Origin of the sequence: Prosthecobacter sp. (assembly GCF_029946185.1) — a bacterium.
Classification (GTDB): domain Bacteria; phylum Verrucomicrobiota; class Verrucomicrobiia; order Verrucomicrobiales; family Verrucomicrobiaceae; genus Prosthecobacter.
In genome coordinates this window covers 16,321-30,257 of the sequence record NZ_JAQSEA010000059.1, presented here as the reverse complement: position 1 = coordinate 30,257, position 13,937 = coordinate 16,321, and the positions used below count along the sequence as shown (strand labels likewise).

Below are 13,937 nucleotides of genomic sequence, written 5' to 3'. Positions count from 1 at the left end.
CCAAGCGGGGTTAATCCTGTACCCCGCGCATGTCAGATTCCTTCGTCCACCTCCATCTCCACACCGAATACTCGCTGCTAGACGGCGCTGTGCGCATTGATGCGCTCATGAAACGCGTGAAGGAGCTGGAAATGCCTGCCGTGGCGATGACCGACCATGGCAACCTCTACGGTGCCATCGACTTCTACATGGCCGCTAAAAAGGCCAAGGTGAAGAGCATCATCGGTTGTGAGGCCTACCTGGCTCCAGGCTCCATGGCGGATAAAAACGAAGTGACGGGGCGCAAGCGTTCCTCGCATCTCACACTGCTGGCTTCCAGCAACGAGGGCTTCGCAAATCTCTCCAAACTGATCACCAAGGGGCACCTTGACGGCCAGTGGTACAAACCCCGCGTGGACAAAGACGCCCTGCGTGAGCATGCGAAGGGCCTCATCTGCCTCAGCGGCTGCATCAACGGCGAAATCAACGAGTTCCTCCTGACCGACCGCAAGGACGAAGCGGAAAAAAGTCTGCTGGAGTTCCGCGACATCTTCGGCCCCGAAAATTTCTACCTCGAAATCCAGAACCACAACACGGAGGCCCAGCGCAAGAGCGCCCGGCAGATGATCGAGTGGGGCAAGCAGTACGATCTGAAGACTGTCGCCACCAACGACGTCCACTTCCTCAACCGCAGCGATCATGAGTCTCACGACATCATGATCTGCATCGGCACGGGCGCGAGCATCTACGATCAGAACCGCATGACCTATTCCCCGGAGGTCTATTTCAAGACCGCCGAAGAAATGCGCGCCCTCTTTTCGGAAGTGCCCGAGGCTTGCGATGCCACTCTCGAAATCGCTGAACGCTGCGATTTGAAGATCCACCTCGATTCGACCAGCATCGACCGTTATCCGCAGTATCCGATGCCCGATGGCGGGGATCGCAATGAATACCTGCGCAGGCTGACCATGGAAGGCCTCGAACGCCACTATGGCCGCGACCGCGCACTCAATGACGCGGTCCTGCACGAGCGCATGGAGGTGGAACTCGCCTTGCTTGGCGAGAAGAACTTCACCAGCTACTTCCTCATCGTCTGGGACTTCATCAACTGGGCTCGCAAGCACGACATCCCGGTCGGTCCCGGTCGTGGTTCTGCCGCCGGATCGCTCGTAGCCTTCTGCCTCGGCATCACGGACATTGATCCGCTCCGCTTCGAACTCGTGTTCGAACGATTTCTCAATCCTGAGCGTGTCAGCCCGCCCGATATCGATATCGACTTCTGCCAGACGCGCCGTCCGGAGGTCATTCAATACGTGCGTGAAAAATACGGCGACCTCAGCGTCTGCCATATCATCACCTTCGGCACCATGGGGGCCAAGTCGGTCATCCGCGACGTTGGTCGCGTGATGGGCTGGAGCTATGGCGACAGCGACGCGCTGTCGAAGATGATTCCGAATGAGCTGAACATCGATCTGGAGGAGGCGGTGAAGAAAAACCCCGACCTCGCCGCGAAGCTCGAATCCGACGGTAATGCACAGGAACTCTGGCGGCACGCCACCTTCCTCGAAGGCCTCACGCGCGGCACCGGCGTTCACGCTGCTGGTGTCGTCATTGGTGATCGCCGGCTCGACAACTTCATCGCCCTCACGCGAGACAAGGAAGACGCCATCCTTTCGCAGTATGCGATGAAGCCGCTCACGGAGTTGGGCATGCTCAAGATGGACTTCCTCGGCCTCAAAACGCTGACGGTGATCCACGAAGCCGAGTACTGGATCAACAAGCGAGTTCCCGGCTTCAAAGTGGCCGATGCGCCACTCGATGACACCAAGACCTTTGATCTCATCAAACGCGGCGAAACAGTCGCCGTCTTCCAGATGGAATCTGGTGGGATGGTCAACACCTGCAAGCAGCTTGGTCCCGACACTATCGAGGAAATCATCGCTATCCTGGCGCTGTATCGTCCCGGCCCGATGCAGTTTATTCCAGACTACATCAAGCGTAAGAAGGGCGAGGAAAAGGTGGACTATCCCCACCCGCTGCTGGAGAAGATCTCCAAGGAGACCTACGGCATTCTGGTCTATCAGGAGCAGGTCATGCAGGCGGCAAACTTGCTCGCCGGATTCTCTCTCGGACAAGCCGACTTGCTCCGCCGAGCGATGGGTAAGAAGGACGCCGCCGAGATGGCCCGCCAGCGTCTCATCTTCGTCGAAGGCTGCCTCAAGACGAATGAGATCCACGCCAAGCTCGCGAACTCCATCTTCGACTTGCTCGAAAAATTCGCGCAATACGGCTTCAATAAATCACACTCCGCTGCCTATGGGATCGTGACGTACCGCACAGCCTACCTGAAGGCGAATTATCCCGTGGAGTTCATGGCGGCGGTGCTCAGCTATGAAATCAGCAACCCCGACAAGATTGCCAACTTCGTCAGCGAGTGCTTCGAGATGGGCATCAAGGTGCTGCCACCGGACGTCAACAAATCCTCCCTCAAGTTTGCTCCCGAGCGGTTTGAAACTGAGGAAGACCTTCCGAACGTCATTCGCTATGGCCTCAGCGCTATCAAAAACGTCGGTGAAGGTGCCATGGAGGCGGCCATCGCTGAGCGTGAAAAGAACGGTCTTTTCCTCAGCCTGGAAGATTTTGCAGCACGGCTCGACAACCGTGCGGTGAATAAGAAGCTCATGGAGTCTCTCGTCAAAGCAGGGGCCTTTGACTTCACCAAAGAGTCGCGCGCCGTGATGTTCGCCAAGCTCGAGCAGGTGCTCGCTTCGGCAGCATCAATGCAGAAGGACAAAAAAGCAGGCCAGGGCGGCCTCTTTGATGACTTCGATCTCGCGCAGCCCAAATCCAAGAAGAACGAAGCTGCAGCGCCCTCCATCGTCTGGACCACGGATGAGGTGCTCGCCTTCGAAAAAGAGCTCCTCGGATTCTATGTCAGCGGTCATCCGCTCGACAGCTATCGGGGGCATTTCGACTCCACCAAGTTCATCAAGATCTCCTCCATTGAAGAGATCGATACCAAGGTGAAAGCGAGCTCACACTCCATTGCCGGCATCCTCAGCCAGCTCGAAGTGCGCTACTCCAAGAAGGACAACCGACCGTTCGCGACCTTCAAGGTGGAAGATTTCACCGGGGTGCAGGAGATGATGTGTTGGAGTGATGATTACGAGAAACTCAAGGAGGTGCTGGCCAATGGTGCCGTGCTCGATCTGCGTATTCGCGTCAGCAAAGATCAGAAGACCGACGGCAACCGCGTCACGATGAACAACGCGCAGCCGCTCAAGCCCAAGGCCGCCAAACCACGCAACGCCGGTGACCCCGATCCTTCCGAGCCACCGCCGCCGAAGCCGCTTGCTCCTCCGAAACCGTACGTCTTGAGACTTAACACCAAGCAGCACGACGAAACTGACCTCGAACGCATTCAAGAGGTGCTTCTCGCATACCCCGGCACGCTCCCTGTTTTCTTCGAAATCTCCCAAAACGGCCACAAAGCCCGGCTCGAGCTTGATGAAAGCTTCCGCGTCACTCCCGGTCCCGATCTGCGTCGCGCGCTGACGGTCTGGTTGTGAGCTACTCCAGCGGCATGGAAACCTTTTCGCCGAGAAACCTCGGCTGGGTGCCGAGCACATTCACATCCAGCACTGCTTTGACGCAGGCCAGTTTCTCCCGCAGAAACGTCTTCACTGAGAGTGCCACGGGCACATCCTGCGCATCCATGCCGTAAGCCTCGATTCCAAACGCCCGCGCCAGATAGATCGCCCGCGCATTGTGAAATCGCTGTGAAACAAAAATCACCCGCTGCTGGCCAAAGACCTCCTTGGCCCGCACCACCGAGTCCAGTGTGCGAAATCCGGCATAGTCACACACGATCTTCTCCGTCGGTACGCCCAACTGCATCAGCACACGTTTCATGTCCGTCGGCTCATCGTAGCCCTGCGTCCCGTTGTCACCGCTCACGATCAGTGCCTTCACCTTCCCTGCTTTGAAGAGCGCCGCTGCAGCCTCCATGCGTGGGAGAAAGAAGAGATTGGCCCTGCCGTCAGTCAGTCGCGCCGCAGTGCCCAGCACCACCGCCACAGGAGCGGCGGGCACTGCTTCCACGGCATCAAAGCAACGACCCTCTGCCGTTCGCGCGACCCACCATTCGCAACCGAATACAAAGCCAAGCCCCAGTACGGCCAAAACGGCGAGGAACAGCCACCAGCGCTTGAGGAGTGTCTTCATGCCCAAACTCCTCCCGCCAGTTCACACAGCCTGCAAGCCGGTGATTCTATCATTTTGCCAAATCGCTTTCTCAGCGCACTGTCTGGGACAACATGCGCCCTAACCGTCCCGAACAACCCGTAGCCCGACAGAACCGCCACTCCCGCGCTGACAACCACGTGCGTGTCTATGAAGAAGGAGACATTCCAGCGATTCTCGAAGGCAAAGAAAGCCCTCTCGTACTGATTCTCGACTGCGTTCAGGACCCGCACAATCTCGGAGCCTGCCTGCGCACCGCCGATGCCGCAGGTGTCTGCGCCGTGATCATGCCCAAGGACAAGACCGCGCCCATCACGGAGACTGTTGTCCGCGTGGCCTGTGGTGGTGCGGAAAACATCCCGCTCATCCGCGTCACCAATCTCGTCCGCGCCATGGCCAAGCTCAAAGAACTCGGCATCTGGCTCGTCGGCACCGCTGATGAATCCACCAAGAGCCTCTACGATCTCGATCTCAAAGGCGGCATTGGCATCGTCATGGGTGCTGAGGGTCCCGGCATGCGCCGCCTCACCGGTGAGCACTGCGACTTCCTCGTCAAGATTCCCATGGGCGGCAAAGTGGAATGCCTCAATGTCTCTGTCGCCACCGGCGTGTGTTTGTTTGAATGCGTCAGGCAGCGGCAGCCGAAGAAATGAGCGCCGGGCAAAACATCGTCGTGCTCACCGGCGCGGGTATGTCCGCCGAATCCGGCGTTCCGACATTTCGGGGTGTGGACGGCCTTTGGGAAGGCCATCGCATTGAAGAAGTCGCCTCACCAGAGGGCTTCGCCCGTGATCCCGAACTGGTGCATCATTTTTACAATCTGCGCCGTGCGGCATTGAACACCGTGGAGCCCAACGCAGGTCATCTTGCTCTGGTGAAGTTGGAACGCGAATGGCGCGGCAAGTTTCTGCTGGTCACCCAAAACGTGGATGACCTTCATGAACGCGCCGGCAGTGAAAAGCTCATCCACATGCACGGAGAACTGCGCAAAGCGCGCTGTGAATGCTGCGGCGCAGTTCTGTCCTGGACCCAAGAATTGTCATCGGGCACGCGCTGCCGCGCCTGTGGCGAGATCGGCGGCCTGCGCCCGCACATCGTCTGGTTTGGTGAATTTCCCTTCGAGATGGAGACCATTATGAGCGCCTTGGAGGGAGCCGATGTATTTCTCTGCATCGGCACCTCCGGAGTCGTTTATCCGGCGGCTGGATTTGCGCAGCAGGTCGCGAGCCATTCGAACTGCCGTCTCATCGAGATCAACATCGAGCGCACCGAGATCTCACGGCACTTCCATGAGCACATTGTCGGACCGGTGTCAGCTGAACTGCCCAAGCTGGTGGAGCGGCTGCTATCTGCGTGATCCGTGATTAGAACGGCGCAGGCCCCAAGACCAAGTCACTGAGATCCTGCCCACGCAATTCCGCATTGTCACGACGACGCGGTAGTGGTCCGCCCGGACCTCCGGGACCGCGACCACGCTGTTCCTTCTCTTCTGGTGTGTGACCAATCACAATGTCCCAGATTGCGGCGAGCTCTTTGCTCTCGGTACTCATGGGTTTGAATTCGCGAATGACGGAGAGCCGCTGCTGCTCCGTTCCCATGCTGCGCAGGATGCCATCGCGGTCATTCTGCGGCACACCGGCGATGAACAACTGCGTGGTCAGCATACTCTTTTCGTTCTGCTTCACACGGATGTGATAGTGCAGCGTTCGACCCGTGTACAAGCCTGGCAGGATCGTACGGAAGCGATATTCGCCTTTCGCATTGGTCTCGATCTTCCCATAACCCTGGAACTGAGGGTCACGCTCCTTGCCCTGCTGCGTGCCCCGGCTGTGGATGTAGCAGCCGTTGTTGTCGGACTGCCAGAGCTCCACCAAGGCATTTTGCACGGGCTTGCCATCCACATTCAGCAGGCGGCCACCGAACTCCGTCACCACCCCGTTCGCGGGGGCTTTGCCACCAATGATCATCGTCAGGTCATTGTCCTGATCGAGCGGCAGATGATCCGGATAATATGGTCCTTCCGTCGCACGCGGGGTCAGCGCAAGCGCCTCGGCATACACACTCCCGGTGATGATGCCCCCGGTGGTCAGAAGCAGGTTGTGCAGCAGTTTACGGCGGCTGAGCGGGATGTGGAAGGGTTGAATCGTGGTGTTCATGAGCAGGGTTTGATACCATCCAAACCGCTGAATCATCGGTTGGTTGCTCACGAAATGATTCAATCATTGCAGCACAGCTGTCGTAACTCCGCCTTCAATCAGGTCTTTCGCCTTGCTCGGCCTCTTACCTTGCGGAATTCTTATGCTTCAACGTGACGGCACCGTCCTCACCTTCGGGCCAGTTCGCACCTTCATCAATCCATTGCCGGATCGTGCTGATCTCATCCTTCGGAATGCGATGGCCTGTGGCGGGCATGGCTTTCGTGTCTCTGGCCGGCAGTGTCAGCACGAGATACAGCATGCTCTTCTCTGCATTCTTCGGCACGATCACGGGTCCGGCTTTGCGCTTTTCAAAAGCGAGCGCCCGTGTTTGCAGATTGAGTTCGCCCAGCAGCGTCTCCGAATTGTGACACTCGACACAGCGGGCAGCGAGAATGGGCTTGATCTGTTTCACGAAATCCACCGGGGAATCTCCGGCGGCATGGAGAGCGCTGGTGATTGCGAGGCAGGTGGCAAGTGCGATTTGATATTGAATTTTCATGGGAAAAGCATCCTTGATTTGCGCGAAGGCGTCTCCGCGTGGCTTGCGACTGAATGAGTGCATCTTGTCGCCTTCCCGGTTGCTCCTGCGAGTGCGCACCTGCATCATGCTGCATGAGCATCGAACAAATCACCGCCCGAATCTGTGCGTTTCGTGACGCCCGGGACTGGATGCAGTTTCACAGTCCGAAGGAGCTCGCGGTCGCCATCACGGCGGAGGCGGGGGAGCTGCTGCAGCACTTTGTCTGGCAGCAGCCGGAGCAGATCGAGCAGCGGGTAAAGGACAAGCTGCCAGAGCTGAAGGATGAGATGGCCGATGTAGGTATCCTGCTCTTTGAACTCGCTCACAATCTCGGCGTCGATCTCGGTCAGGCGATGCTCGACAAGGTTGAGCGCAATGAAACACGCTATCCCGTGGCCAAGGCACGGGGATCAAACGCTAAATACAACGAACTGTGAGCGAAGCAGAGCTCCCAACGCCGCACCGTCGCCGCAAGCGGTACTCCGGTAAAAATCCGCAGCGCTTCGAGGACAAGTACAAGGAGCTGAATCCCGAGCTTTATGCCGAGACCATCGCGAAGGTGCGTGCCTCCGGCAAAACACCCGCCGGACAGCATGTGCCCATCTTGTTGAGCAAGATTTTGCAAATTCTTGCACCCCAACCCGGCGAACGTGCTGTGGATTGCACACTGGGCTACGGTGGCCATGCTGCAGCTTTGCTCAAGGCCGTGCAACCAGGCGGCACTCTACTCGCCCTCGATCAGGATCCCCTCGAAATTGTGCGCACCGAGGCGCGGCTGCGTGCAGGGGGCTGCGAGGAGTCTGCGCTCGTCGTGAAGCGTATGAACTTCGCCGGACTGCCCCGCGCCCTTGGCGAAATCGGCTGGGGCAATGGTGTGGACGTGCTGCTCGCCGATCTTGGCTGCTCTTCCATGCAGTTCGACAATCCCGCCCGTGGCTTCAGCTTCAAGCACGACGGCCCGCTCGATATGCGCATGAATCCGCAACGCGGTGTCTCTGCACGCGAATTGTTGCAAAAGCTCAGCGCCGAGAAACTCACTGCCATCCTCAGTGACAATGCGGATGAGCCGCACGCGAAACTGATCGCGCAGGCGCTGGCTGAGACGGATCAACCGACGACACGTTCACTGGCTGAAGCTGTGCGTCGTGCGCTGCCGCATCGGGTGAACGAGGAAGACCGAGATACAACCGTGCGCCGCGTCTTTCAGGCTCTGCGCATTGCTGTGAATGAGGAGTTTACCGCGCTCGACACTTTCTTGCGTCAATTGCCCTCCTGTCTGCGCAGCGGTGCGCGTGTCGCCATCCTTACCTTCCATTCAGGAGAAGACCGGCGGGTGAAGCATCTCTTGCGTGAAGGGCTGCGCAGCGGTCTTTTCAGCGCCACCAACGATGAAGTCATACGCCCCACTTCGCAGGAGACCCGTGACAATCCGCGGGCGGCTCCGGCAAAGCTGAGGTGGGCGGTGAAGGCGTGAATTGATTCGGCGTTCGTTGTGCGAACCGGGGGCTCGATCTCGTATGAGACATCTATGTTCCAAACCGTTCGCTTTCTTCTCCTGTTAGGACTTTGTTTTCCATGGGTTGCTCAGGCTGCGCTACAAGAAACCTGGGAGACGGGTTATGCGAAGGAAGATGCCACTGGACCCCACGTGCTGGGGTATTGGAATTTTGATGGGGAGTCGCAGGATGTGGCACTGCATGGAGCGGTGTTGAATCCGAAAGGCAAATTTGGCGGGGCTTTGGAGTCGTTTCCGGGATTTCCGGTGGATGACAAACGGCATGCGGCAGTGGTGGCGGTGAAGCCGGTGAAGGGGGCGTTCACGCTGGAGATGTGGATCAAGCCGAAGGCGGAGTTTGAACCGAAGCTGCGCTGCTTCCTGCTGGACAAGAAGTATGTCGATCACACGGACTACCAGTGGCAGCTAGGTGATGCAGATAAAGGCGGATTGAGGCGAATGTGGGTAACTCTTGGATTTGGGGCGGAGTCGAAGACGATTTATTCGCTGCCGTTCAAGCTGGAGGCGGACGTTTGGCAGCATGTGGCATTCACTTATGATGGTGCGGGTGAGGGGAAGTTTTATCGGAACGGGGTGGCTGCAGGTGGTTCCATTTTGGCAGGATATGGCAATATGACGCCGGGGACGAAAGCGCTGAGCATCGGGGACCGGCTGGGCAGCAATTATGGTGGGTTTCCGGGGCTGATTGATGAGGTGCGTGTTTGCGAGGGGGTGCTGAGCTTTGAGCGCGTTTCGATGCAGATTGTGGCAGGACGAAGTGTGTGGCGGCGGATGGAGACTGCGAAGGCAGTGGAGATCGTTTGCACTAATTTGCGACGTGAGGTGCTGAAAGCGGCGAAGCTGAAGGTGAGCCTGGGTGGGACAACGGAGGAGTTTCTTGTGTCGGATTTGGCAATGGGGAAGAGTTTCACGGCCAAGTATGTTTTCAATACGGCGCTCAAGGCGGATGAGTATGAATTGCGGGCGAGGTTTGAGGTGGGTGATTATGGAACGGAGCAGTCAGCCATGCTGAAACTGGTACCGCGGGTGCCGGAACGCATGCCGGTGATCATGTGGGGTGCCAGCGGGGAAGAGATCGCGCGTTTGAAGGATCTCGGTTTCACGCACTTCATTGGATTGGGAGCGGACTATGGTGAGATGTGGGCGCAGAAGAAGGTGGTGCCGCCGGCGAAGCCGGAGGTGATTGTGAAGAACCGGGCGATGCTGGATGAGGCGCTGGCGAATGGGCTTGAAGTCATTGCGAGTTTGTCGCCGGCGGGTGTGCTGGAGTCGGAGGCGAAAAATCTGCGGGTGGGGCGGGATGGGAAACCTTATGCGCGGCAGGACATCTGTGCGTCGCTGCCGGATTTCGCTTCTTTCTTTCAGGTGGTGGGGATGAGTGTGGCGAAGGCTTATGGGGATCATCCGGCGTTCACGACGGCGTTGATTGATTCGGAGGTGCGGGACAGCAGCCAGGTGAGTTTTAATGCGGTGGATGTGGAGGCTTACCGGAAGTTTGCGAATATGGAGATTCCTGCGGAGGTGTCGGCAAAGTGGGGGGTGGACTGGATGAAGATGAAGGATTTTCCGGTGGATCGGGTGATTGCGGATGATCATCCGATTTTGAAATACTTGCGCTGGTTCTGGACGGTTGGGGATGGCTGGAATGGGCTGCATACGGCGCTGCACAAGGGGGTGAAGAGCAGCAAGGTGTGGACGTTTTTTGATCCGGCGGTGCGGCAGCCGAGCATTGGCGGCGCGGGTGGTGGGGTGGATGTGATCTCGCACTGGACCTACACCTATCCTGATCCGCAGAAGATTGGAATGTGCGCGGATCAGCTCTTTGCGATGAGTGCGGCGACGGGCAGGAACCAGCGGGTGATGAAGATGACGCAGTTGATCTGGTATCGCTCACAAACGGCACCGATTGGCAGCAAGGCGCCGGGTGAGGTGGTGGCGTGGCAGGATCAGGATCCGGAGGCGGCGTATATCACGATTGCGCCGATGCATTTGAAGGAGGCGCTGTGGACGAAGATCTCGCGGCCGATTCAGGGCATCATGTACCATGGGTGGCAGTCGCTGGTGCCGACGGGGAGTCCGGGGGGGTATCGATACACGAATTCGAACACGGCGCCGGTGCTCAAGCAGTTGCTGCATGATGTGATCGAGCCGCTGGGGCCGACGCTGATGGCGATTCCGGATGAGCGGAGTGAGGTGGCGTTTTTGGAGAGTTTTACGTCGCAGATGTTTGCGCATCGCGGCAGCTACGGGAACAACACGGACTGGGCGGCGGATGTGTGGCTGGCGCTGCAGCATGCGCATGTGCAGACGGACATTATGTATGAGGAGACACTGCTCAAGAATGGGCTGAGTGGTCGCAAGGTGCTGGTCATGCCGTATTGCGATGTGCTGACGAAGTCGGTGGTGACGCGGATTCAGGACTGGCAGAAGAAGGGTGGGAAGATTGTGGCGGATGAGTTTCTGTGTCCGGCGCTGAAGGCGGATTTCCTATTGCCGAGTTTCAAGCGGGTGAAGAAGGCGGATGTGGACAAGGCGAAGGTGCTGGAAATGGCGGGGACTGTGGGCGGGTTCGCGCTGCCGCAGAAGGCGATGTGTGACAATGCTGAGATCATTGTGCGCACGCGGAAGTTTGGCGATGCGACCTATGTGTTTGTGATGAACGACAAGCGCGAGTTTGGCAGCTACGTGGGGCAGCATGGGCTGGTGATGGAAAATGGGGTGCCATCGAGCGGGGTGGTGAGCTTGAAGGTGGAATCGGCGAATGTGTATGAGCTGACGGGTACGCAGTTCATTGTGCCGAAGCGCAGCGCCGATGGGGTGATGAGCTGGCCGGTGGATCTGGGGCCTTGTGATGGGCGCATCTTCATGGTGCTGCCGAAGCCGCTGCTGGGATTGAAACTGGAGGTGCCGGAGAACGCGGTGGTGGGGAACAGCGCGAAGATTGCGGTGAGCATTACGACCACCCAGGAGGCGCCGACCAAGGCGGTGATTCCGGTGCGCGTGGATGTTCGTGATGCGAATGGGAAGGCGGCGGAAGGGAGCGGGTTTTATGCGGCCGAGAATGGCATCGTTGAAATCAAGCTGGACCTGGCGCCGAATGAGGATCCGGGCAGCTGGGAAGTGCGGGTGAAGGAGCTCGCGAGCGGGATGGAGGCGCGGAAGTGGATGCGGGTGGGGAGGTAATTATGAAGGATGAATTATGAAAGATTGAGCCGATCTTAGCGAATCAATGAAGAGCAATGCGACTCCCACTCCACCCTCCGCTGGATCGTCAGCAAATCCCGAACCGTCCTCAGGTACAGACACTGCCCGCCGCATGAGTGCTGAAACCACATCCCGAAATGTCCCTTTGCGGGGGATGACCCTAGAGATTTATATCCAAGGATCAAACCAGCCGGATACAAACCCGCATGAAAATTGACCGCATCGAAATCCGGAATTTCCGCCGTCTCGAAAATGTATCGGCAGCGATAGAAGACCGAGAAACGGTCTTCGTTGGGCCTAACAACAGCGGCAAGACCTCTGCGACTGCAATTTTTCGATGCTTTCTCGGACAACGGAAGTTTCGCATCTACGATTTTTCCGTCGCCCGAATTCCTGAGTTTGATGATTTTGGAGTAACGGGAGAGGCAGATGCGCTGCCTTCAATAGAGCTGGACATTTGGTTTAAGGTCGATCCTAACTCCATCGAGTTTGGACGAGCCTTCACGCTACTCCCCAACCTGTCAGATAATTTTGAACGGCTAGGCGTTCGGCTGCGCTATGCAACCCCTAATCCTGCCAAACTACGCGAAGCGTATCTTACCGCCTACCCCCAAGCAGGCGAAGAGGCCCCAGAAAAGACGCTTTCTGCCTTTCTCTCTGACGACAGAGAGCTAAATCGACATTTTGAAATCACTTATGCGTCGCTTGAAGCTACCGAGGCAGGCGTAACAGCCGCGACTTTGGACAAGGATGAGGGCAGAAACCTTCTTCAAAGTCTGGTTCGCATCGATTTTGTTGGTGCCCAGAGAAACATCGACGACGATGAGGAGAATCGCAGCAACAGGCTATCTCGTGCCTTTGCTGGGTTTTATCAGAAGAACCTTGAACGACCGGAAGTGGCTGAAGATGCACACCGCGTTATCAACGAAAATAACCGTCAACTCACGGACCACTATGCAAAACAGTTCGCTGGGATCATGGGTGTAATCAAAGGGATTGGAGTCCCATCGGTCAATGACCGCGAGCTGAGAATTGTCTCCACTCTTAACCCAGAGACGGCATTGAGCGGCAACACAGATCTGCTCTACGTGGATGTCTACCGTGGGCATGAACTGCCGGAACTATATAACGGTCTCGGCTTCAAAAATCTCATCTACATGGCAATTCAGGCGAAGCACTATCATTCCCAATGGGTGCGCACTTCTCAAAACCGCCCGCTCTGCCAGATCATCTTTATCGAAGAGCCGGAGGTGCATTTGCATGCACAGGTGCAGCAGACCTTCATCACTAATATCTGGGATGTTATTCAGCAATCAGCTGAGGCCGAAGAAGCCGGTGATTGGATTCCGCAGCTTATCGTAACCACCCATTCTTCACACATTTTGGATGCCACCGAGTTTGGCAAAGTTCGCTATTTCAGGCGCTGCCACCTCAACGGTGAAGCTCCTGACCCGGCAAGAATATTGAATGCAACGCAGGTTCACAGCCTACGAGATTTCCAGCCCACCGCCGTTGAAATCGCCGATCAGCCGGTAACTCCGGAAGAAGCGTTGGCGTTCCTCAAACGCTACCTTCGTCTGACCCATTGTGACCTATTTTTCGCTGATGCCGCCGTGCTGGTTGAAGGTTCGGTGGAAAAGCTGCTGATGCCGACAATGATAGACAAGGCGGCTAACCGATTGCGGGCGTCGTATCTCACCGTGTTGGAAATCGGCGGTGCATATGCACACCGCTTCGATGAATTGCTGTCTTTCCTATGCATCCCGTATCTCATTGTGACCGACCTTGATTCGGTTGATCCTACCGGAAGGCATCCAGCCTGCCGTGCTGACACACCGGGCGCGCTCACTTCAAATGCATCCCTTAAACATTTGCTTGAGGTGAATTCCGTTGACGAATTGATGTGCATTACGCCCGATCAAAAGCACTCAGCAGAACGAGGTCGATATATCACGTTCCAACAAGACATCACCGTCACCGACGGTGGTGCTACCATGAACATGCGACCGCGCACTTTGGAGGAGGCGTTCGCCTACCAAAACTTCGCGCGCTTGCGTGACGGAACACTAAGCCTCAATATTACCATTCCAGAAGGGCTCGGTGAAGCATATAACTCCATATACGAGCACATCAAATCTAGCAGCTTCAAGAAAACCGACTTCGCAATGGACGTGCTGGCGAGTGAGGCTAACTGGCAAGTGCCAGCATACATCGCGGAAGGACTTGCGTGGCTCGAAAATCGGCTCTATCCACCTGTCCCAGCCGAGCAACCATAGAT

General features: G+C 57.2%; 10 protein-coding genes. 7 read left to right on the top strand and 3 right to left on the bottom strand.

Features of this window, described 5'->3' with window-relative positions; all coding sequences use genetic code 11:
• Positions 1-29: 29 nt before the first annotated feature.
• A complete protein-coding gene (gene dnaE / locus PSV43_RS03935; RefSeq protein WP_300193995.1) occupies positions 30-3,548 on the top strand; it encodes a DNA polymerase III subunit alpha in 3,519 nt (1,172 codons plus the stop codon).
• 1 nt (position 3,549) lies between these two features.
• Here the strand turns inward: dnaE and PSV43_RS03930 are convergent, their stop codons facing one another.
• Positions 3,550-4,203, bottom strand: a complete 654-nt coding sequence (locus tag PSV43_RS03930) for an ElyC/SanA/YdcF family protein (RefSeq protein ID WP_300193993.1) — start codon at positions 4,201-4,203, stop codon at positions 3,550-3,552.
• 92 nt (positions 4,204-4,295) lie between these two features.
• On the opposite strand from PSV43_RS03930, the gene rlmB reads away from it, so the two are divergent.
• Both rlmB and PSV43_RS03920 read left to right on the top strand, forming a co-directional pair.
• Complete coding sequence (gene rlmB, locus PSV43_RS03925) at positions 4,296-4,874, top strand: 23S rRNA (guanosine(2251)-2'-O)-methyltransferase RlmB (protein ID WP_300193991.1); 579 nt, start codon at positions 4,296-4,298, stop codon at positions 4,872-4,874.
• Positions 4,871-5,578 (top strand): NAD-dependent deacylase, encoded by a 708-nt coding sequence (locus PSV43_RS03920; RefSeq protein ID WP_300193989.1) that lies wholly within the window; start codon positions 4,871-4,873, stop codon positions 5,576-5,578. Before rlmB ends, PSV43_RS03920 begins: the two co-directional genes overlap by 4 nt.
• A 7-nt stretch (positions 5,579-5,585) precedes the next feature.
• Here the strand turns inward: PSV43_RS03920 and PSV43_RS03915 are convergent, their stop codons facing one another.
• Together PSV43_RS03915 and PSV43_RS03910 are read right to left on the bottom strand one after the other, a co-directional pair.
• Positions 5,586-6,377 carry a hypothetical protein gene (locus tag PSV43_RS03915; protein WP_300193987.1) on the bottom strand — a complete coding sequence of 264 codons (792 nt, stop codon included), beginning with the start codon at positions 6,375-6,377 and terminating at the stop codon, positions 5,586-5,588.
• A gap of 124 nt (positions 6,378-6,501) precedes the next feature.
• Entirely contained in the window at positions 6,502-6,918 is a 417-nt protein-coding gene (locus PSV43_RS03910; protein ID WP_300193985.1) for a c-type cytochrome domain-containing protein, read from the bottom strand.
• A gap of 113 nt (positions 6,919-7,031) precedes the next feature.
• On the opposite strand from PSV43_RS03910, the gene PSV43_RS03905 reads away from it, so the two are divergent.
• From PSV43_RS03905 to PSV43_RS03890, 4 genes are all read left to right on the top strand, one after another.
• Entirely contained in the window at positions 7,032-7,376 is a 345-nt protein-coding gene (locus PSV43_RS03905; RefSeq protein ID WP_300193983.1) for a nucleotide pyrophosphohydrolase, read from the top strand.
• Positions 7,373-8,413 (top strand): 16S rRNA (cytosine(1402)-N(4))-methyltransferase RsmH, encoded by a 1,041-nt coding sequence (gene rsmH / locus PSV43_RS03900; RefSeq protein WP_300193981.1) that lies wholly within the window; start codon positions 7,373-7,375, stop codon positions 8,411-8,413. The genes PSV43_RS03905 and rsmH overlap by 4 nt, the downstream gene beginning before the upstream one ends.
• Positions 8,414-8,467: 54 nt before the next feature.
• Positions 8,468-11,638, top strand: coding sequence for a LamG domain-containing protein (locus PSV43_RS03895; RefSeq protein WP_300193979.1), 3,171 nt, complete (start codon positions 8,468-8,470; stop codon positions 11,636-11,638).
• A 227-nt stretch (positions 11,639-11,865) separates the two neighbouring features.
• Positions 11,866-13,935, top strand: a complete 2,070-nt coding sequence (locus tag PSV43_RS03890) for an ATP-dependent endonuclease (protein WP_300193977.1) — start codon at positions 11,866-11,868, stop codon at positions 13,933-13,935.
• Positions 13,936-13,937 lie beyond the last annotated feature (2 nt).

Coding starts and splice junctions, on each gene's coding strand:
- dnaE (WP_300193995.1), top strand. CDS start 30: ATGTCAGATTCCTTCGTCCACCTCCATCTCCACACCGAATACTCGCTG.
- PSV43_RS03930 (WP_300193993.1), bottom strand. CDS start 4,203: ATGAAGACACTCCTCAAGCGCTGGTGGCTGTTCCTCGCCGTTTTGGCC.
- rlmB (WP_300193991.1), top strand. CDS start 4,296: ATGCGCCCTAACCGTCCCGAACAACCCGTAGCCCGACAGAACCGCCAC.
- PSV43_RS03920 (WP_300193989.1), top strand. CDS start 4,871: ATGAGCGCCGGGCAAAACATCGTCGTGCTCACCGGCGCGGGTATGTCC.
- PSV43_RS03915 (WP_300193987.1), bottom strand. CDS start 6,377: ATGAACACCACGATTCAACCCTTCCACATCCCGCTCAGCCGCCGTAAA.
- PSV43_RS03910 (WP_300193985.1), bottom strand. CDS start 6,918: ATGAAAATTCAATATCAAATCGCACTTGCCACCTGCCTCGCAATCACC.
- PSV43_RS03905 (WP_300193983.1), top strand. CDS start 7,032: ATGAGCATCGAACAAATCACCGCCCGAATCTGTGCGTTTCGTGACGCC.
- PSV43_RS03895 (WP_300193979.1), top strand. CDS start 8,468: ATGTTCCAAACCGTTCGCTTTCTTCTCCTGTTAGGACTTTGTTTTCCA.
- PSV43_RS03890 (WP_300193977.1), top strand. CDS start 11,866: ATGAAAATTGACCGCATCGAAATCCGGAATTTCCGCCGTCTCGAAAAT.